Source organism: Serratia sp. LTN-2 (assembly GCF_059740205.1).
Genome location: NZ_JCAXDO010000003.1, coordinates 433,354 through 452,965 on the forward strand (window position 1 = coordinate 433,354; position 19,612 = coordinate 452,965).

General features: G+C 58.5%; 17 protein-coding genes. 5 read left to right on the forward strand and 12 right to left on the reverse strand.

The window, feature by feature from the left end:
- Positions 1–4: 4 nt before the first annotated feature.
- From nuoF to lrhA, 6 genes are all read right to left on the reverse strand, one after another.
- Positions 5–1,351 carry an NADH-quinone oxidoreductase subunit NuoF gene (nuoF, locus tag AC6BYQ_RS09190; protein WP_004936030.1) on the reverse strand — a complete coding sequence of 449 codons (1,347 nt, stop codon included), beginning with the start codon at positions 1,349–1,351 and terminating at the stop codon, positions 5–7.
- A complete protein-coding gene (gene nuoE, locus AC6BYQ_RS09195) occupies positions 1,348–1,899 on the reverse strand; it encodes an NADH-quinone oxidoreductase subunit NuoE (RefSeq protein WP_004936034.1) in 552 nt (183 codons plus the stop codon). Before nuoE ends, nuoF begins: the two co-directional genes overlap by 4 nt.
- Positions 1,900–1,901: 2 nt before the next feature.
- A complete protein-coding gene (nuoC, locus tag AC6BYQ_RS09200) occupies positions 1,902–3,698 on the reverse strand; it encodes an NADH-quinone oxidoreductase subunit C/D (RefSeq protein ID WP_004936036.1) in 1,797 nt (598 codons plus the stop codon).
- Between the two features lie 96 nt (positions 3,699–3,794).
- A complete protein-coding gene (locus AC6BYQ_RS09205) occupies positions 3,795–4,469 on the reverse strand; it encodes a NuoB/complex I 20 kDa subunit family protein (protein WP_004936039.1) in 675 nt (224 codons plus the stop codon).
- A 15-nt stretch (positions 4,470–4,484) separates the two neighbouring features.
- Positions 4,485–4,922: an NADH-quinone oxidoreductase subunit NuoA gene (nuoA, locus tag AC6BYQ_RS09210; protein WP_004936040.1), complete on the reverse strand. Its 438-nt coding sequence runs from the start codon at positions 4,920–4,922 to the stop codon at positions 4,485–4,487.
- A gap of 708 nt (positions 4,923–5,630) precedes the next feature.
- The gene (gene lrhA / locus AC6BYQ_RS09215) at positions 5,631–6,575 is read right to left on the reverse strand and encodes a transcriptional regulator LrhA (protein WP_025160168.1); all 945 of its coding nucleotides are present in this window, start codon (positions 6,573–6,575) and stop codon (positions 5,631–5,633) included.
- A gap of 857 nt (positions 6,576–7,432) precedes the next feature.
- Here lrhA and AC6BYQ_RS09220 point away from each other — a divergent pair.
- Together AC6BYQ_RS09220 and yfbR are read left to right on the forward strand one after the other, a co-directional pair.
- Positions 7,433–8,647, forward strand: a complete 1,215-nt coding sequence (locus tag AC6BYQ_RS09220; protein WP_019453720.1) for a pyridoxal phosphate-dependent aminotransferase — start codon at positions 7,433–7,435, stop codon at positions 8,645–8,647.
- Positions 8,648–8,754: 107 nt separating this feature from the next.
- Positions 8,755–9,354 carry a 5'-deoxynucleotidase gene (yfbR, locus tag AC6BYQ_RS09225; RefSeq protein ID WP_015378582.1) on the forward strand — a complete coding sequence of 200 codons (600 nt, stop codon included), beginning with the start codon at positions 8,755–8,757 and terminating at the stop codon, positions 9,352–9,354.
- Positions 9,355–9,381: 27 nt separating this feature from the next.
- Here the strand turns inward: yfbR and AC6BYQ_RS09230 are convergent, their stop codons facing one another.
- The 4 genes from AC6BYQ_RS09230 to yfbV form a co-directional block, all read right to left on the reverse strand.
- On the reverse strand, positions 9,382–11,232 hold the full coding sequence (locus tag AC6BYQ_RS09230; RefSeq protein ID WP_071532826.1) for an SLC13 family permease: 1,851 nt from the start codon (positions 11,230–11,232) through the stop codon (positions 9,382–9,384).
- Positions 11,233–11,311: 79 nt separating this feature from the next.
- On the reverse strand, positions 11,312–11,968 hold the full coding sequence (locus AC6BYQ_RS09235; RefSeq protein WP_063919782.1) for a sugar phosphatase: 657 nt from the start codon (positions 11,966–11,968) through the stop codon (positions 11,312–11,314).
- A gap of 17 nt (positions 11,969–11,985) precedes the next feature.
- Positions 11,986–12,480 carry a YfbU family protein gene (locus AC6BYQ_RS09240; RefSeq protein ID WP_019453723.1) on the reverse strand — a complete coding sequence of 165 codons (495 nt, stop codon included), beginning with the start codon at positions 12,478–12,480 and terminating at the stop codon, positions 11,986–11,988.
- Between the two features lie 143 nt (positions 12,481–12,623).
- Positions 12,624–13,079 (reverse strand): terminus macrodomain insulation protein YfbV, encoded by a 456-nt coding sequence (gene yfbV / locus AC6BYQ_RS09245; RefSeq protein WP_004936061.1) that lies wholly within the window; start codon positions 13,077–13,079, stop codon positions 12,624–12,626.
- A gap of 358 nt (positions 13,080–13,437) precedes the next feature.
- Here yfbV and ackA point away from each other — a divergent pair, with 358 nt between their 5' ends.
- The 3 genes from ackA (at position 13,438) to AC6BYQ_RS09260 (ending at position 17,725) form a co-directional block, all read left to right on the forward strand.
- Positions 13,438–14,640: an acetate kinase gene (ackA, locus tag AC6BYQ_RS09250; protein WP_004936063.1), complete on the forward strand. Its 1,203-nt coding sequence runs from the start codon at positions 13,438–13,440 to the stop codon at positions 14,638–14,640.
- A 74-nt stretch (positions 14,641–14,714) separates the two neighbouring features.
- Entirely contained in the window at positions 14,715–16,877 is a 2,163-nt protein-coding gene (gene pta, locus AC6BYQ_RS09255) for a phosphate acetyltransferase (RefSeq protein WP_025160167.1), read from the forward strand.
- 329 nt (positions 16,878–17,206) lie between these two features.
- Positions 17,207–17,725: a hypothetical protein gene (locus AC6BYQ_RS09260; RefSeq protein WP_019453725.1), complete on the forward strand. Its 519-nt coding sequence runs from the start codon at positions 17,207–17,209 to the stop codon at positions 17,723–17,725.
- A 78-nt stretch (positions 17,726–17,803) separates the two neighbouring features.
- Here AC6BYQ_RS09260 and AC6BYQ_RS09265 read toward each other — a convergent pair whose 3' ends face one another.
- Entirely contained in the window at positions 17,804–18,766 is a 963-nt protein-coding gene (locus AC6BYQ_RS09265; protein ID WP_498056760.1) for a transketolase family protein, read from the reverse strand.
- Entirely contained in the window at positions 18,759–19,610 is an 852-nt protein-coding gene (locus AC6BYQ_RS09270; protein ID WP_198636296.1) for a transketolase, read from the reverse strand. The genes AC6BYQ_RS09265 and AC6BYQ_RS09270 overlap by 8 nt, the downstream gene beginning before the upstream one ends.
- Positions 19,611–19,612: the final 2 nt, after the last annotated feature.

Consider the following 19,612-nt stretch of genomic DNA (forward strand, 5'->3'; position numbering starts at 1 on the left):
CGGCTTACCAGCGCTGCTTCAGCAGGTTGTTCGGCTGAATGCCGCCAATCGCATGAGCGTTGCCGAAGTGCTGCACGGCGATACCCGCCTCGAACTCTTCACGGAAATATTTAATCGCGCTTTGCAGTGGCTCTACGGCACCTGGCGCGTGGGCGCAGAAGGTTTTGCCCGGGCCGAGGGAACGGCACAGCTGTTCGAGGGTTTCGATATCCCCCGGCTGCCCTTCGCCGTTTTCCAACGCACGCAGGATCTTCACGCTCCACGGCAGGCCGTCACGGCATGGCGTACACCAGCCGCAGGACTCGCGGGCGAAGAACTCTTCCAGGTTGCGCACCAGCGGCACCATACCGATTTCGTGGTCTACCGCCATTGCCAGCGCGGTGCCGAGACGGCTGCCGGCTTTGCCGATTGCGCCGTATTCCATCGGCAGATCGAGGTGATCGGCGGTCAGGAAGTCGGTGCCCGCACCGCCCGGCTGCCAGGCTTTGAAGCGCAGACCGTCGCGCATGCCGCCGGCGTAGTCTTCCAGGATTTCACGCGCTGTGGTGCCGAACGGCAGCTCCCAGACGCCCGGATTTTTCACCCGGCCGGAGAAGCCCATCAGCTTGGTGCCTTTGTCTTCACTGCCGGAGATGCCGGTGTACCACTCCACGCCGTTCGCCAGAATGGCCGGCACGTTGCACAGCGTTTCGACGTTGTTGACGCAGGTCGGCTTGCCCCATACGCCGGCGCTGGCCGGGAATGGCGGCTTGGAGCGCGGGTTGGCGCGGCGGCCTTCCAGCGAGTTGATCAGCGCGGTTTCTTCGCCGCAGATGTAACGGCCGGCGCCGGTGTGCACGATCAGCTCGAAATCAAACCCGGTGCCGAGAATGTTCTTGCCCAGATAGCCGGCTTCGGTGGCTTCCGCGATGGCGCGACGCAGGTGCGCCGCCGCTTCGATGTACTCACCGCGCAGGAAGATGTACCCACGGTAGGCTTTCAGCGCGAACGCGGAGATCAGCATGCCTTCCACCAGCAGGTGCGGCAGCTGCTCCATCAGCAGGCGGTCTTTATAGGTGCCCGGCTCCATCTCATCGGCGTTACACAGCAGGTAACGGATGTTCATGGATTCGTCCTTCGGCATCAGGCTCCACTTCAAACCGGTGGAGAAGCCCGCGCCGCCGCGGCCCTTCAGCCCGGAATCTTTTACCAGGCTGACGATTTCGTCGGGCGCCAGGCCCTTCAGGGCCTTTTCCGCACCGGCATAGCCGTTTTTGCTGCGGTATTCGTCCAGCCACAGCGGCTGCTTGTCATCGCGCAGACGCCAGGTCAGCGGATGCGTTTCGGGAGTGCGTACAATGTGCTTGGTCATTGATACTGCTCCAGTAGCGTCTCGATATCTTCAGGCTTCAGCTGACTGTGAGTGTCCTCATCAATCATCATGGTCGGCCCTTTATCGCAGTTGCCCAGACAGCAGGTCGGCAACAGCGTGAAGCGGCCATCAAAGGTGGTTTGACCCGGTTTGATGTTCAGCTTCTTCTCGATAGCGGCCTGAATGCCCTGGTAACCGGTGATGTGACAAACAACGCTGTCACAATAACGGATCACGTGACGTCCTACTGGCTGACGGAAAATCTGGCTGTAGAACGTGGCCACGCCTTCTACGTCGCTGGCGGGGATGCCCAGCACTTCCGCGATGGCGTAAATCGCACCGTCCGGAACCCAGCCGCGCTGCTTCTGCACAATTTTCAGTGCTTCGATGGAAGCGGCGCGCGGATCCTCGTAATGGTGCTTTTCGTGCTCGATCGCATCACGTTCTTCCGCGCTCAGTACAAATGCATCAACGCCGCTCTGAGGAGCGGCTGCGTTGATGGGCTCGAGCGCATCATTGACTGCGTGATTGTCTTTTTGATCATGCATAGTTAGCGGTCCACATCTGACATTACAAAATCGATACTACCCAGATAGACGATCAGGTCGGAAACCAGGCTGCCTCGGATGACCGATGGGATCTGCTGCAGGTGCGCAAAGCTTGGCGTACGTACCCGGGTGCGGTAGCTCATGGTGCTGCCGTCGCTGGTCAGGTAGTAGCTGTTGATCCCTTTGGTGGCTTCAATCATCTGGAATGATTCGTTGGCTGGCATCACCGGGCCCCAGGAAACCTGCAGGAAGTGGGTGATCAGCGTTTCAATGTGCTGCAGCGTGCGCTCTTTCGGCGGCGGCGTGGTCAGCGGGTGATCGGCCTTGAACGGGCCTTCCGGCATGTTGTTCAGGCACTGTTCGAGGATGCGCAGGCTCTGGCGCAGCTCTTCCACCTTCAGCATCACGCGGGTGTAGCAGTCGCTGGTGCCGTCGCCGACCGGCACTTCGAAGTCGAAGTTCTCGTAGCCGGAATACGGACGCCATTTACGCACGTCGAACTCGACGCCGGTCGCGCGCAGACCGGCACCGGTCACGCCCCACTCCAGCGCTTCTTTGGCGTTATAGGACGCCACGCCGATGGAACGGCCTTTCAGGATGCTGTTCTTCAGCGCCGCCTTCACGTAAGAATCCAGACGCTTCGGCATCCAGTCGAGGAATTCGCGCAGCAGGCGATCCCAACCGCGCGGCAGATCGTGCGCGACGCCGCCGATGCGGAACCAGGCCGGGTGCATGCGGAAACCGGTAATCGCTTCCACCAGATCGTAGATCTTCTGACGGTCGGTAAAGGCGAAGAACACCGGGGTCATCGCGCCGACGTCCTGAATGAAGGTGGAGATGTACAGCAGGTGGCTGTTGATGCGGAACAGTTCGGACAGCATCACGCGAATGGTGTCTACGCGCTCCGGCACCTTGATGCCGGCCAGCTTTTCAACCGCCAGCACGTAAGGCATTTCGTTCACACAGCCGCCGAGGTACTCGATGCGGTCGGTGTACGGAATGTAGCTGTGCCAGGATTGACGCTCGCCCATCTTCTCGGCGCCGCGGTGGTGATAGCCGATATCCGGCACGCAGTCGACGATCTCTTCGCCGTCCAGCTGCAGAATGATGCGGAACGCACCGTGCGCGGACGGGTGGTTCGGGCCGAGGTTGAGGAACATGAAGTCTTCGTTCTCGGTGCCGCGCTTCATGCCCCAGTCTTCCGGCTTGAAGGTCAGCGCTTCCATCTCCAGATCTTCTTTCTGTTTGGTCAACACGAAAGGATCGAATTCGGTGGCGCGCGCCGGGTAGTCCTTACGCAGCGGGTGCCCTTCCCAGGTCTGCGGCATCATGATGCGCGACAGGTGCGGGTGGCCGTCGAAGGTGATGCCGAACATTTCCCAGGTCTCGCGCTCATACCAGTTGGCGTTCGGGAACACCTTGGTCGCCGTCGGCACGTGCAGGTCTTTTTCAGACAGCGCTACCTTCAGCATGATGTCGCGGTTGCGTTCGATGGAAATCAGATGGTAGAAAACGGAGAAATCCGCAGCGGGCAGGCCGTCGCGGTGGGTGCGAAGACGTTCGTCTACGCCATGCAGATCGAACAGCATGACATACGGCTTCGGCTGTTTTCTCAGGAACGTCATTACTTCCAGTAACTGGTCAGGTTTAACCCATACCACGGGCATGCCGGTGCGGGTGGCCTGAACAGTAAAGGCTTCCGGCCCAAAACGGTTGCGCAGTTCGCCGATCACCGGGTCGTCAAGGTGATCTCGGGTCTGCCAGGCAGGCAAGGCGTCGTGCGTCGTCAAATCTGTCATAATTTTTTTTCACCACACTAAAGGGTTATTCGCCGCAAGTTTCACTTTTCGCTGTGTTAACCAATAGCGCACTAAGATGGACGTTAAATGAACGTCTTAAATCTCGTCAGGCGTCCGGAGGTTGGTCACCGCGATGCGCTCGCCGTGTTTACGCTCTCTTTCAGACTGCATATTGGCGCGGTAAACGCCCTGATCGCCGACAACCCACGACAGCGGGCGACGTTCTTTGCCGATGGATTCCTGCAGCAGCATCAGCGCTTGCATGTAGGCTTCCGGACGCGGCGGGCAGCCGGGAATATACACGTCGACCGGCAGGAACTTGTCCACACCCTGCACCACGGAATAGATGTCGTACATGCCGCCGGAGTTGGCGCAGGCGCCCATCGAAATCACCCACTTCGGTTCCAGCATCTGCTCGTACAGGCGTTGGATGACCGGAGCCATCTTGGTGAAACAGGTACCGGCTACCACCATCAGGTCAGCCTGACGCGGGGAGGCGCGCAACACTTCCGCACCGAAACGCGCCACGTCGTGAACGGCGGTAAACGACGTCACCATCTCCACGTAACAGCACGAAAGGCCGAAGTTATACGGCCAAATAGAGTTTTTACGCCCCCAGTTCACCATGTCATGCAGCGCATGTTCGAGTTTACCCATGTAAACCGTGCGGTGGACCTGTTGTTCCAGGGGATCGGCGACGATCTCCTGTTTTTGCAGGGGATAACGGTCGTTCTCACCGTTCGGGTCTATGCGGGTGAGCGTATAGTCCATCTTAATGCCTCGCTGTTACTGCGGATGACTGTTGGTGTTAGTGATCGTGCTCGGTTTGCTGCGGCGTTGGGAACGCGCCGGAGTCCAATCCAACGCGCCGATGCGCACCAGATAAACCAGACCGGCCAATAGCACCAAAATGAAAATGGCGGCTTCGATAAAGCCTACCCAGCCGCTCTCGCGAATCGAGACCGACCAGGCGTACAGGTATAAGGCTTCAACGTCGAAAATAACGAAGAACATGGCCACCAGGTAAAACTTGGCGGACAGACGCATGCGCGCCGTGCCGACGGAGTCGATACCTGATTCAAACGGGGTGTGTTTGGCGCGCGCCCGGGCTCTCCCGCCCAAGAAGAACGCACCCAGCAGCATTAAGCCGCAGAGCCCGATAGCCACAACGAGAAATACGGCGAGCGCCCAGTGATGAGCGATAACTTCAGTGGTTGTTGACATACTCTATGCTTACTCATCAAAAGTGGCGTCGATCGCACTGCTCTTGTCACCGGCAGTTAGTGCGCCACATCGATTTAAGGGAAGGATAAATAACCACACAAACAAACTGCTTTTACAGCGAGTTAGGCAGCGTTTTTCTGTGGGCTTTTTACTCCTTTCTATAACCTTTTGTCAACTTTGACAAAAGTATCTACACACTAGTTTACATACGTATCATTTGATTAACATTTGATGCGCCAGGGACAGGCTAAATCGTGTCAGTTAATTTTTGTGTAGAAACAGATAGATATAAACCAACATGCACATTTCAGTTTTACTATACCATTGTCTCAGGAATTCCCTGTTCTTCCACTCACTACCTAGGGGTATTTTTTTGATCCAGGACACGTTTTCAGCATAAATCCTCAAAAAAAGTGTGGGCCTTTAACAATTTTCCTCAAATTAAGCCGCAAAAACGGCCGCTATAAGCTAACAAAATAACCTTACCATTACCATGCCTTTAACCCATTCAATCTTATTGCTCAAAAAACAAACTCACTGTCTTAAACCCGGCCAAACTCTGTTTTCATTGACGCTTAAAATGCAACAAAATAGCCATCTAATAACAAAATTGCACTTAACCACCTATAACAGTCACTTTCATCAAAATTAAGGCAAAAAAAACCTCCGCCGAAGCAGAGGTTTTTCATCCGATTTCACGCCGCGGCGTTACTCTTCTTCGTCCACCAGGCTGGCGTCATCCTGATCGCCCTGGAGACCGGTTTCCGTTCCGTTGAAACCATAGCTGTCATTGCCGCCCTGCATCGCGCTGAAGATGGCCATCGCCAGCTCGCTGCTGCACTGCGCGTTTTTGCACAGCGCATACTGGGTATCCGGCAACGGCGGCAACCCTTCCGCCGCGCCCAGCACCCGCAGGTCGGGGCTCATCATCTCGATAGGCCGCGCGGTGACGCCCAGACCGGCCTTGCAGGCCGCCCGCACTGCGGACAGCGTAGAGGCGACGTAGGCGATGCGCCACGGAATACCGGCTTCGTCCAACTGTTTGATCGCCAGCGCGCGGAACGGGCTTGGCTCGTCCATCACCACCAACGGGATCGGCTCGCCGGCCTGGTAGTGGTAATCAGCGGCGCAGTACCACAGCGTCGGCGACGTGCGCAGCACAATGTGCGGATGCCCTTCGGGATCGGCCGTGGTCACCGCCAGATCGATCTGCCCTTCTTCCAGCAGGTCGACCATCGTCGTGCTGCGCTTCACGCGCACGTCAATAGCCAGCTTGGGATAGATGGCGGTCACGCGGTTCAACAGGAAAGGCAGAATGGTATCGGCGGTGTCGTCGGAAGCGCCGATGGTCAGAACACCTTTAATATTGTTGTACATCAGAGAGGTACAGGCTTCATCGTTAAAGCGCAGGATCTTCCTGGCATAACCGAGAAGCTGAATACCATGCTCAGTCAGGAGTTTGTTACGCCCATGGCGGGCAAACAGTTCTTTGCCGACCAGTTGCTCTAATCGCTGCATTTGCTGGCTGACGGCTGATTGAGTACGGCAAACGGCGACGGCCGCCGCCGCGAAGGTATTCAAATCAGCAACAGCAACAAAAGTTCTTAGCAGATCGAGGTCGAGATTAAGTATCGGACGATTTGCAGTTGTCATAGTGTATTCTTCACTTTTTTAAATTCTAATTTACGAACTACTACCCTGGTGTGTTTCTCAGACGCCGTTGAAAAAGGGCGGCGCCTGTTATGACAGTACCCCACTCATAAGTGGAGGGCAAAAAAATTACTTATGTTTCGTTACCTCTATCGCTTTTTAAAATGCAACCTATCGATAATGCTTATAGGACGCAGGGAGTTAAATACCGATGGAAAGGGCTTATTCCCACCGAACCTAAGATTTTACTCATTCATACTGCCTGATTTCCACTCCATTCGTGCTACTGAGACCCCTTATCAACGGGGGCTTAGACAGCATTTCAGAGCAAAAAAGATAAATAATTAACAGCGCCGGCTTCGTACCCCTACTCAATGAATTTAATAAATTCAATCAGTAAGATTTCTACTTTAAATAATAATCTCATACCCACATTAACAATGCTTAAGACAAAATATAAAGTAAAGCTAATGTAAATATGCCTTTTTCTTAGTGTGGTGCGCCATCCGACAACCGGCTATCAGACAAGTCCGGTATTATCGTTCCTTTACAGTTTATTGACACCCATTCTTCCTTCCCGCTTATCAGTTCTCTGCCGCCGGCCGCGCTCGCCGGCGCATCGCGTTTCCCGGCTCACATTTTTTTCAGAACAAAACCCTACTAAAATTATAGTTCATGACATTATGAACCACAAAATAACTTTACCTTTACTTATCATAACTAAAATCCCCCGTTACGACATGCGTTTGCACCAAAGGCGTGCAAAACCCTTCAAAAGCAACTACGCCAGGAGTACATTGGGCGGGTTGCGGCGTTCCACGGTAGGAGCGCCCCTATCCCAGCAAAAGGCTCAACTTTTTATGTCCCCCATTGAGAAATCCAGCAAACTGGACAACGTCTGCTATGACATTCGCGGCCCGGTGCTTAAAGAAGCTAAACGTCTTGAAGAAGAAGGCAACAAAGTCCTGAAACTGAACATCGGCAACCCCGCCCCGTTCGGCTTCGACGCCCCGGACGAAATCCTGGTCGACGTGATCCGCAATCTGCCCACGGCGCAAGGTTACTCCGATTCCAAAGGCCTCTTCTCGGCGCGTAAAGCGATCATGCAGCACTATCAGGCGCGCAACATGCGTGACGTGACCGTTGAGGATATCTACATTGGCAACGGCGTCTCGGAGCTGATCGTCCAATCCATGCAGGCGCTGCTCAACAGCGGCGACGAAATGCTGGTGCCGGCGCCGGACTACCCGCTGTGGACCGCCGCGGTCTCGCTGTCCGGCGGCAAGGCCGTGCACTACCTGTGCGATGAGCAGGCCGGCTGGTTCCCGGATCTGGACGACATCATCAGCAAGATCACTCCGCGCACCCGCGGCATCGTGATCATCAACCCGAACAACCCGACCGGTGCGGTTTACAGCAAAGCGCTGCTGGAGCAGATCGTCGAGATCGCCCGTCAACACAACCTGATCATCTTCGCCGACGAGATCTACGACAAGATCCTGTATGACGAAGCCGAGCACCACTCGATCGCCGCACTGGCGCCGGATCTGCTGACAGTGACCTTCAACGGCCTGTCGAAGACCTACCGCGTGGCCGGCTTCCGCCAGGGCTGGATGGTGCTGAACGGGCCGAAAAAGCACGCCAAAGGCTATATCGAAGGGCTGGAGATGCTGGCTTCGATGCGCCTGTGCGCCAACGTGCCGATGCAGCACGCCATTCAGACCGCGCTGGGCGGTTATCAGAGCATCAGCGAATTCATTCAGCCCGGCGGGCGTCTGTATGAGCAGCGCAACCGCACCTGGGAACTGCTCAACGATATCCCGGGCGTCTCTTGCGTGAAACCGCAGGGCGCGCTGTACATGTTCCCACGCATCGACGCCAAGCGCTTCAACATCCATGACGACCAGAAGCTGGTGCTGGATCTGTTGCTGCAGGAAAAAGTGCTGCTGGTGCAGGGTTCCGCATTCAACTGGCCTTACCCGGATCACGTGCGCATCGTCACCCTGCCGCGCGTAGACGAGCTGGAAATGGCGGTCGGCAAGCTGGGCCGCTTCCTGGAAGGCTACCACCAGTAATCGCCTGGGGCGCAGCGGCTTGCTGCGCCCTTCCCTCACAGGCCGGTTGCAAAATTCGCCGTCACTGCTTCACAATGGGGCCCTCACTTGCCGTTAAAGAGAGCACCATGAGCCAGAGCCATTTCTTCGCCCATCTGTCCCGCCTGAAACTGATCAACCGCTGGCCGCTGATGCGCAACGTGCGTACCGAGAACGTCTCCGAACACAGCCTGCAGGTGGCTTTTGTCGCCCACGCGTTGGCGGTGATCAAGAACCGCAAATTCAACGGCAACCTCAACGCTGACCGCGTTGCGCTGCTGGCGATGTACCACGACGCCAGCGAAGTGATCACCGGCGACATGCCGACGCCGATCAAGTACTACAACCCGCAGATCGCCCACGAGTACAAGAAGATCGAAAAGATCGCCCAACAAAAGCTGCTGGACATGATCCCGGCGGAGCTGCGCAACGACTTCCGCACCATTCTCGATGAGCATTACTACAGCGAAGATGAAAAGCAGGTGGTGAAGCAGGCGGACGCACTGTGCGCTTACCTGAAATGCCTGGAGGAGCTGTCCGCCGGCAACAACGAATTCACCCTGGCCAAGGCGCGGCTGGATAAAACGCTGGAGCAGCGCCGCAGCCCGGAAATGGACTACTTCATGGAGGTGTTCATTCCCAGCTTCAGCCTGTCGCTGGACGAAATCAGCCTCGACAGCTCGCTGTAACCTGCCGGCGCAGCGAAGGCTGCGCCGTTAAAATCCGTAAAGCCACGGCACCACCAACACGCTGACCGCCATCACCAACAGGGTGAACGGCACGCCAAGACGCACGAAATCGCCGAACTTGTAATTGCCCGGTCCCAGCACCAGCGTGTTGACCGGCGAAGAGACCGGCGTCATAAAGGCGGCGGACGCGGCGATAGCGATAATCATCGCGAACGGGTACGGCGAGACGCCCATTTCGCGCGCGGCGGCGATGGCGATCGGCGCCATCAGCACCGCCGTCGCGGTATTGGAAATAAACAGGCCGATGGTGGCGCACAGCACGAACAGGCACAACAGCATCACGCGCGGCCCCGCGCCGCCGGCGACGTCCATCAGCCCGCGGACGATCAGATCGACCCCGCCGGTCTTTTGCAGCGCCTGCGCGAACGGCATCATGCCGACGATCAAAATGATGCTCGGCCAGTGGATCGATTTATAGGCGCTCTCCATGTCGATGCAACGGAACTTGCCCATCAGCAGGCAGGCGATCAGCGCCGCGATCGGATTGGGGATTTCGTCGGTCAGCATCATCGCCACCATCAACGCCAGACAAAACAGCGCGTGCGGCGCCTGGGTGATGGCCGGCGCCACTTCATCCACTTCGGCCGGCAGATTGAGCACGATAAAGTCGTGGGTTTTGGCCTGCAGCTGACGGATGGCCTTCCAGTCGCCGATCACCAGCAAAATGTCGCCCAGCTCCAGCGGTTCGTCCACCAGCTTGCCGCTCAGCGTCTCGCCGTGGCGCCGGATGCCCACCACGTTCAGATCGTAGCGGCTGCGGAACGCCGCTTCGCGCAGGCTTTTGCCCAGCAGCGCCGAGTCCGGGATCAGCGAGACCTCCGCCATGCCGACGTTGCGCGACTGTTCAGAGAAATAATCACCACGCAGCACCATCGGCTCCAGCTGCTGCTCGCCGCAGAATTCACGCAGATCGACCTGGCTGTCCGACATGTCGATCAGCAGGACATCGCCCTCGCGCAGTTCGGTGCTGCCGGAAGCGCTGACCATCACTCGCCGGAAGCGTTTCCAACGCTCGATGCCCACCACGTTGGCGCCATAGCGCGCGCGCAGGTGCAGCTCATCCAGAGAACGTCCGATCAGCGGCGAAGCGCTACGGACAGCCAGCCGCCGCGCGCGGCCGGTCAGTTTGTAGTCGCGGATCAGATCGCGGAAGGTGCGCCGCCGCCAGTCGTCGCCGGCTTTGCCCGTTTCACCGCTGCCCAGCCAACGGCGGGCGATCAGCATGTAGCCGACGCCCAGCGCCAGCACCGCCAGGCCGATGGGCGTCACGCTGAAGAAGCCGAAACCATGAATGCCTTCGCGCACCAGTTCGCTGTTGACCACCATGTTGGGCGGCGTGGCCACCAGCGTCATCATGCCGCTGATGAGCCCGGCGAAGCTGAGCGGCATCATCAGCCGCCCCGGCGCGATCTTCATTCTGGCCGTCACGCTGAGCACCACCGGGATAAAAATCGCCACCACGCCGGTCGAGCTCATGAACGCTCCCAGCCCGGCGACCGTCACCATCAGCAGCATCAACATTTTGGTTTCGCTGCTGCCGGCCACTTTCACCAGCCAGTCGCCGACCTGATAGGCCACGCCGGTGCGCACCAGCCCTTCGCCGATCACGAACAGCGCGGCGATCAAAATCACGTTGGGATCGCTGAAACCGACCGTCGCCTCCTGCAGGCTGAGCGTGCCACTCAGCACGAAAGCGATGATCACCAACAGCGCCACCACGTCCATGCGCAGCTTGTTGGTGGTAAACAGCACAATGGCAATCAGCAGTAAACTCAGCACCCACAGTAATTCGCTGTTCAAAACGGCCTCATCCGGCAAATGTCCAAGGGGTTAAAAAATAGCATAAAAAAACCCCGCCGAGGCGGGGTCTAATCAATTAGGGTGAAGATAATGCCGCTCAGGCCAGCCGGCGAACGATCGCCCCGTGCGCCGTTTTCTCGACGGCAATCTGTTCCAGCGACCCCAGCCGCAGGTCGACTTGATCCAGCTTCGGCGCATCCGCCGGCGCGTTGACCGCGATCACCTGGCAGCCCGCCGCCAGACCGGAAAGAATGCCGGCCGGTGCGTCTTCGACCACCACGCACTCGTGCGGCGCCAGGCCCAGACGCTCGGCGCCCAGCAGATAGGCGTCGGGCTGCGGTTTACCGTGTTTAACCTGCTCGGCGGTGATGAACACCGCCGGCTGCGGCAAACCGCCGGCCTGGCGACGGGCACCCGCCACCGGCACCGAACCGGAGGTGACGATCGCCCAGGGAATGTCGAGCGCGTTCAGGCGATCCAGCAATGCAATGGCGCCAGGCAGTGCGCGAACGCCGTCGGTATCCTGCGCTTCCCTCTGCTCCAGCAGTTGGAACTCGCGCTGAATTTCCGCTTCGCTTTCGCCCGGCATGAAGTGGCGCAGAGAAGTAATGGCCTGTTTACCGTGAATGAAGTCCAGCACGGCTTGCGGGTTGACGCCGCGGCGCTCGGCCCAGTGCGTCCAGGCGCGCTCTACCGCCGGCAGCGAATCCACCAGGGTGCCATCAAGATCGAACAGAAAACCCTTACACTCCACAGAAAACCTCTTTTTAATCAAGCATTGATGATTTGCGCTATCTCAACGGCGCTCAAGTGATACTGGCGCGGGCAGGCCAGCCAGATCGCCAGCATACGCTGGTATTTCTCCCACATTTTGGTCTGGGCGTTGAAACCGTGGCTGCCGGAATCGAAGTGAGTATAACGCCCCTCGGTGCTGACCAGGAAACGCACGTAGCTCAGGTAGCGCGCCTCGGTGGCGGCATCGAAACCGAGAAACGCCAGACGGCGTTCGTCCAGATCCTGTTTCTCTTTCAGGTTGCCCCAGGAAACCTGCAGCGCATGATGCATCTCCATCACGTTGATGATGGTGCGGCACACCTCTTCGCTCAGTTCGCCGAAGTCGCGATCCAGCTCGCGCATTTGCAAACCGAAGCCGCGTTCGACGATGGTTTGCAACCGGCGATAACGATCGCTGTTGTCCGGATCGAGCAGGGTCATCATCTTGTACTGGTTCGACAGGATCAGCCGCTGGGCGTTGGTCATTTCCATCAGGATTTCCTCATTTCTGTGTGATGGCGGGAGCATCGCACAGCGCAAGAACGCAGGAAATCACAACTCGACCGTTCTTTGATTTAAACCGGGATTATTGGCGCTTAGACGAAAAAGGCCGCATCAACGCGGCCTTTTTTCAGTTACAGATCGTCAAGGAAGGTTTTGTCCAGCTGCTTGAACGCGCGCTTGAGCAGATCGGCCAACGTCTGATAAGTCGGCGTCCCTTCGAGCGGCGCCACCGCCTGCCCCGCTTCCGTCAGCTTGTTGCGCACCTCGTGGAACCATTGCAGCAGCGTCGGCGGCAGCGGCGTGACCGAACGGCGCCCCAGCCACCACAGCCCCTGCATCGGCAGGCTGCAGGCGAACAGCGCGGTGGCGATCGCTGGGCCGAGCTGGCCGCCGAGCGCGATCTGCCAGGTCAGCGTGAAAATCGCCAACGGCGGCATGAAGCGGATGGCGAAACGGGTAGCACGCGCAACGCGGTTCTCCGGAAAGACCGGTGCCAGACGTTTGTCTGACGGCCAGGTTTTCATATAATGCTGCCCGCGCTGGAAGACCTGAAACCAGCTTACGGAACCGGACGGTTTGCTCGTCATTGCGTACCTCAACGTCACGTAAAGAAACTCACAGCGTGCTGCCAGAGACAATACTAAAAAATTTGAAGCTTTAAATTTATTTTGTGTTTGCACCGGGCTATCGGTATCCTAAGCCGGCCTTGTGGCCGGTAGAAGATGACGTAAATTTTGTCAACTTTTAGCCCTATAAAAATCAAGATTATTTAAACCGCAGAGAAATCATCGGTTTTTCCATCATCCTGTGATTTGTGCACTTCACATGATGTTAATCATAAATGTCATCGGCACTATGCGCTACGCTTGTTGTCTGATTGACGATTAATTCACCACGTGTGTTCGATTTTCTTTTAACAACACGACTATTTAAGTAGGTACTTCCATGTCGAGTAAGCTAGTACTGGTTCTTAACTGCGGCAGTTCTTCTCTGAAATTCGCCATCATCGATGCCGTTAACGGCGACGAATTCCTCTCCGGTTTGGCCGAGTGTTTCCACCTGCCTGAAGCTCGCATCAAGTGGAAAATGGACGGCGCCAAACACGAAGCTGCCCTGGGGGCCGGCGCTGCACACAGCGAAGCGCTGAACTTCATTGTTAATACTATTCTGGCACAAAAACCAGAGCTTTCCGCGCAGTTGACCGCTATCGGCCACCGCATCGTGCACGGCGGCGAGAAGTTCACCGCCTCCGCCGTGATCAACGACGAAGTTCTGCAGGGTATCAAAGATTCCGTACCGTTTGCACCACTGCACAACCCGGCTCACCTGATCGGCATCGCGGAAGCGCTGAAATCCTTCCCTCACCTGGCTGACAAGAACGTTGCCGTGTTCGACACCGCGTTCCACCAGACCATGCCAGAAGAGTCCTACCTGTACGCCCTGCCGTACAGCCTGTACCGCGACCACGGCGTTCGCCGCTACGGCGCGCACGGCACCAGCCACTTCTACGTGACTCAGGAAGCCGCGAAGATGCTGAACAAGCCGGTGGAAGAAGTGAACGTGATCACCTGCCACCTGGGCAACGGAGGTTCCGTCACCGCAGTGCGCAACGGCCAGTGCGTTGACACCTCCATGGGTCTGACCCCGCTGGAAGGCTTGGTGATGGGCACCCGCAGCGGCGACATCGATCCGGCTATCATCTTCCACCTGCACGATTCTCTGGGCATGAGCGTTGACCAGATCAACAAAATGCTGACCAAAGAATCCGGCCTGCTGGGCCTGACCGAAGTCACCAGCGACTGCCGTTACGTTGAAGACAACTACGACAGCAAAGCCGACGCCAAACGTGCAATGGACGTGTTCTGCCACCGTCTGGCCAAATACGTCGGCGCCTACAGCGCGCTGATGGAAGGCCGTCTGGACGCGGTGATCTTCACCGGCGGCATCGGCGAGAACGCCGGCATGGTGCGCGAGCTGACCCTGAACAAACTGGGCCTGCTGGGCTTCGAAATCGACCACGACCGCAACATGGCCGCTCGCTTCGGCAAATCCGGCGCCATCACCAAAGACGGCAGCCGCCTGGCGCTGGTGATCCCGACCAACGAAGAGTTGGTCATCGCGCAGGACGCATCCCGCCTGACCGCGTAATGCTCTCAAAACACCGTCAGCCCAGGCTGACGGTGTTGTTTTAGCCTCATGTTAATCGTGAAGAGGACTATTCTGTGTCACGTACTATTATGTTGATCCCCACCGGCACCAGCGTCGGCCTGACCAGCGTCAGCCTGGGTGTCATCCGCTCCATGGAGCAAAAAGGCGTTCGTCTGAGCGTGTTCAAGCCTATCGCTCAACCGCGCTCCGGCGACAATGCGCTCGACCAGACCACCACCATCATCCGCAGCAGCAACTCCACCATTACGGCGGCCGAACCGCTGCGCATGGACTACGTTGAGGGCCTGCTGAGCTCCAACCAGCAAGACGTGCTGATGGAAGAGATCGTGGCGCGCTACCACGAGAACACCAAAGACGCGGAAGTGGTGCTGATCGAAGGCCTGGTGCCGACCCGCAAGCACCAGTTCGCCAACGCGCTGAACTACGAGATCGCCAAAACCCTGAACGCCGAGATCGTCTTCGTGCTGGCGCTGGGCAACGACTCCCCGGCGCAGCTGAAAGAGCGCATCGAACTGGCGCGCACCAGCTTCGGCGGCAGCAAGAACAAGAACATCACCGGCGTTATCATCAACAAGCTGAACGCACCGGTCGACGATCAGGGCCGCACCCGTCCTGACCTGTCCGAAATCTTCGACGACTCCACCAAAGCCAGCATCGCCCACGTCGATCCTGCGCAGCTGTTCGCCAACAGCCCGCTGCCGGTTCTGGGCTGCGTGCCATGGAGCTTCGATCTGATCGCCACCCGCGCCATCGACATGGCTCGCCACCTGAAGGCCCGCGTGGTCAACGAAGGCGACATCATGACCCGCCGCGTGAAGTCCGTGACCTTCTGTGCGCGCAGCATTCCGCACATGCTGGAACACTTCCGCCCTGGCTCCCTGCTGGTGACCTCCGCAGACCGCCCTGACGTGCTGGTCTCCGCCTGCCTGGCGGCGATGAACGGCGTGGAAATCGGCGCCATTCTGCTGACCGGCGGCTACGCCATCGACGAGCCGATCAAGAAGCTGTGCGAACGCGCCTTCCAGACCGGCCTGCCGGTGTTCATGGTCGACACCAATACCTGGCAGACCTCGCTGAGCCTGCAGAGCTTCAACCTCGAAGTGCCGGCGGACGACCACCAGCGCATCGAGAAAGTGCAGAACTACGTGGCCAGCCACATCAACACCGAGTGGATCGACTCGCTGACCGCCACCTCCGAGCGTTCACGCCGCCTGTCTCCACCGGCGTTCCGTTACGAGCTGACCGAGCTGGCGCGTAAAGCCGGCAAGCGCATCGTGCTGCCGGAAGGCGACGAGCCGCGCACCGTGAAAGCGGCGGCCATCTGCGCCGAACGCGGTATTGCGGAATGCGTGCTGCTCGGCAACCCGGACGAGATCCAGCGCGTAGCGGCAGCGCAAGGCGTTGAGCTGGGCAAAGGCATCGAAATCGTCGATCCGGTCGCCGTGCGTGAAAACTACGTGCCGCGTCTGGTTGAACTGCGCAAGAGCAAGGGCATGACCGAAGTGGTCGCGCGCGAGCAGTTGGAAGACAACGTGGTGCTCGGCACCCTGATGCTGGAACAAGGCGAAGTCGACGGTCTGGTTTCCGGTGCGGTTCACACCACCGCCAACACCATCCGTCCGCCGTTGCAGCTGATCAAAACCGCGCCGGGCAGCTCGCTGGTGTCCTCCGTGTTCTTCATGCTGCTGCCTGACCAGGTTCTGGTCTACGGCGACTGCGCGATCAACCCGGATCCGACCGCCGAGCAGCTGTCTGAAATCGCCATCCAGTCTGCAGATTCCGCCGCCGCCTTCGGTATCGAGCCGCGCGTAGCGATGATCTCCTACTCCACCGGCAACTCCGGTGCGGGCAGCGACGTAGAGAAAGTGCGCGAAGCGACCCGTCTGGCGCAGGAAAAACGCCCGGACCTGATCATCGATGGCCCGCTGCAGTACGACGCCGCCATCATGGCCGACGTTGCCAAGTCCAAGGCGCCGAACTCACCGGTAGCCGGCCAGGCGACCGTGTTCATCTTCCCGGATCTGAACACCGGCAACACCACTTACAAAGCGGTGCAGCGTTCCGCTGACCTGGTCTCCATCGGGCCGATGCTGCAAGGCATGCGCAAGCCGGTGAACGACCTGTCGCGCGGCGCGCTGGTAGACGATATCGTCTACACCGTCGCACTGACGGCGATCCAGTCTTCCCAGGCTGACGCTGCCGCCGCCAAGGCCTGATAGCCCATTAACGCCCCGTCCCGGACGGGGTGGTGGATAATGAGTATTGGCGTAAACAATAAAGCCCCGCTCAAGCATATTGAGCGGTGCTTTTTTATTCTCAAGAGAAGGTCATGTCTCTCTCAAGCGGGCGAAGCTCGCTGCCTTCCCCACGCTGAATGCGCACCAATTTCCGTAGAAACAAACAAATAGCCGCAATATCGCCAGCGAGACACTCCTGTTCCGCCGCAAGATAAGAATACTCTTAATTAAAGGCCCGCCTTATTCTGATGACTGGGTTTTGTGCTAGACACTATGCACACTCATAAAAAAACCTGAAGGTTTACCCTATGGCACACACTGGTCAGTCCGTTGAGAAAATAGCCAAAACGCTCATTAACAATGCCATTAATTACGATTCCTACCTCTGGAAGATCGACCGGCTCGGCCCCACAACGAACAGAATGCTGGCGCTGGCTTTCTCTCTGACGAGGGGAAAAAGAGAGGTATCGGGATTAACCCGCTTCGTGGGCCACAGCGCAGGCATCACGCATGACGCCTCCCTATTTGACCGATATATTGCAGAACTGCAGGCGAAAGAGAAAAAAAGCCAGCGGCTGATTCTGCCGTGGAGCGGTAAAAAGGAAGTTGAAGCGCGGCCTTTTACCGCATGCGCCGAAGCCCATGTATGGCTTGAGCTTTATGCTCGCAACCTGCATCCGCGCCATTACTACTGCGTTGCTTTCAACGGGGATGGGAGGATCGCGCCGTGTTGCAATAACTGCAAGATGTGGGTCCACAACGCGTTTTTCGGCGTTGTCACGCCCAATACCGAATATAACAACCGACACACCTATTCTCCGCGTTAAGGCGCGCGTTGCCTCGGCGACGTTTCATGGCCTTATCCATCAGGCAACGCCGGTCATTGACCGGCGTCTTGGCCTTTTCTAATGCTGCGCCAGCAGCTGCTTGGCGGCCTCCAGAATATGCTCTGCGGTCAGGCCATACTCCTGCTGTAAAAACGCCTGGGTGCCCACCTGGCCGTAACGCTCCTTCACCCCCACGCGCCGCATCGGCGTCGGGCACTCCTCCGCCAGCACCTCCGCCACCGCCGACCCCAGCCCGTTATGAATGCTGTGGTTTTCACAGGTGACGATGCGTCCGGTCTTGGCCGCGTAGGTTTTGATCAGTTCACGGTCGATAGGCTTGAGGGTGAACATATCGATTACCGCCGCGCTGACGCCCCGCTGCGCCAGCATCTGCGCCGCCTTCAGCGCTTCGGCCACCATGATGCCGTTGGCGATCAGCGTGACGTCGTCGCCGTCGCGCAGCAGGTTGCCCTTGCCGATGGTAAAGCGCGAGCCCTCCTGATAGATGCGCGTCGCCTGCTTGCGGATGGTGCGCACCCAGTAGAAACCGCGCAAGTCCATCAGCTGACGCAGTATGTCGGCGAACATGGTGGCATCAGTCACCTCCAGCACCACCGAATGCGCCAGCCCGCGCACAATGCCCATGTCTTCGAACGACATGTGGGTGCCGCCGTTGTGGCAGGCGCTCACCCCGGCGTCGGAGGCGATCACCTTGACGTTGTTACGCTGGTAATCCAGCGACATGAACAGCTGATCGAAGCAGCGGCGGCTGGCGAAGGCGGTAAAGGTATGCACGAACGGCACCCGGCCGGTGAGCGACAGCCCGGCGGCGACGCCGATCACATTGGCCTCCATGATGCCGCAGTTAATCACGTGCTGCGGGTGATCCTTGTGCACGCCGTCCATCGCCATCGAACTCATCAGATCCGCCTCCAGCGCGATGATCGGCGCGCCCGCTTCAATCTGCCGCCGCACCGCGCCGGCGTAGACTTTGCGCATTTCGACGGCGTCGTTTTCCAACTGCGTCACTACGTTAAACATGGGCGGCCTCCAGTTCGGCGATGGCTTTTTCGATCTCCAGCTGCACGTCCGGCGTCAGGCGCAGATGGTGTGAGTTGGACAGGTTTTCCAGATAGCTCACGCCCTGTCCCTTGATGCTGTCGAGCACGATCGCCAGCGGCCGCTGTTCGCCGCCGCGCGCCGGCGCCACCGCCGCCAGCAGCGCTGCGATGTCGTCGCCCTTGATGGTCTGCACCTCAAAACCAAAGGCGCGGAACTTGGCGGCCAGATCGAACGGTTGGATCACCTCGTCCAGCGCGCCGTCCAGCTGCTGTTTGTTGTAATCGATAAACAGCGTCAGGTTGTTCAGATTGTGGTGGGCGATAAACTGGAACGCCTCCCAGCACTGCCCTTCGTTCAGCTCCCCGTCGCCGAGGATGCTGAACACCCGGTTGCGCCGCCCCGCCAGCCGGTGGGACAACGCCATGCCGGCGGCGATCGACACGCCCTGCCCCAGCGAACCTGTGGTCGCGTCCACGCCGCGCGTGCGCAGCCGGTCCGGGTGGCTCGGCAGACGCGTACCGTTCTGGTTGAGGGTCTTCAGCTCCGCCAGCGGGAAGTAGCCCTTGATCGCCAGCGTGCTGTACAGCGCCGGGCCGGCGTGCCCTTTCGACAGCACGAAGTCATCGCGCTCCGGCCAGTCCGGATCCGCCGGATCGATGCGCATCACGCCGCCGTACAGCACCGCCAGCGTCTCCACCACCGACATGCAGCCGCCGTAGTGGCCGAAGCCCAGCCCGGTCAGCGCCTTCAAGGTTTCCAGACGGATCGCACGCGCCAGGGCGCGCAGCTCTCTCATTTCCGTTTCGCTCGTTGTGTCATTCATCA

Excerpts from the sequence above, each read along its gene's own strand:
- ackA (WP_004936063.1), top strand. The coding sequence starts at position 13,438 with ATGTCGAGTAAGCTAGTACTGGTTCTTAACTGCGGCAGTTCTTCTCTG.
- AC6BYQ_RS09270 (WP_198636296.1), bottom strand. The coding sequence starts at position 19,610 with ATGAATGACACAACGAGCGAAACGGAAATGAGAGAGCTGCGCGCCCTG.
- AC6BYQ_RS09265 (WP_498056760.1), bottom strand. The coding sequence starts at position 18,766 with ATGTTTAACGTAGTGACGCAGTTGGAAAACGACGCCGTCGAAATGCGC.
- AC6BYQ_RS09260 (WP_019453725.1), top strand. The coding sequence starts at position 17,207 with ATGGCACACACTGGTCAGTCCGTTGAGAAAATAGCCAAAACGCTCATT.
- AC6BYQ_RS09205 (WP_004936039.1), bottom strand. The coding sequence starts at position 4,469 with ATGGACTATACGCTCACCCGCATAGACCCGAACGGTGAGAACGACCGT.
- yfbV (WP_004936061.1), bottom strand. The coding sequence starts at position 13,079 with ATGACGAGCAAACCGTCCGGTTCCGTAAGCTGGTTTCAGGTCTTCCAG.
- nuoF (WP_004936030.1), bottom strand. The coding sequence starts at position 1,351 with ATGACCAAGCACATTGTACGCACTCCCGAAACGCATCCGCTGACCTGG.
- yfbR (WP_015378582.1), top strand. The coding sequence starts at position 8,755 with ATGAGCCAGAGCCATTTCTTCGCCCATCTGTCCCGCCTGAAACTGATC.
- AC6BYQ_RS09220 (WP_019453720.1), top strand. The coding sequence starts at position 7,433 with ATGTCCCCCATTGAGAAATCCAGCAAACTGGACAACGTCTGCTATGAC.
- nuoC (WP_004936036.1), bottom strand. The coding sequence starts at position 3,698 with ATGACAGATTTGACGACGCACGACGCCTTGCCTGCCTGGCAGACCCGA.
- nuoA (WP_004936040.1), bottom strand. The coding sequence starts at position 4,922 with ATGTCAACAACCACTGAAGTTATCGCTCATCACTGGGCGCTCGCCGTA.
- nuoE (WP_004936034.1), bottom strand. The coding sequence starts at position 1,899 with ATGCATGATCAAAAAGACAATCACGCAGTCAATGATGCGCTCGAGCCC.
- AC6BYQ_RS09240 (WP_019453723.1), bottom strand. The coding sequence starts at position 12,480 with ATGGAAATGACCAACGCCCAGCGGCTGATCCTGTCGAACCAGTACAAG.
- lrhA (WP_025160168.1), bottom strand. The coding sequence starts at position 6,575 with ATGACAACTGCAAATCGTCCGATACTTAATCTCGACCTCGATCTGCTA.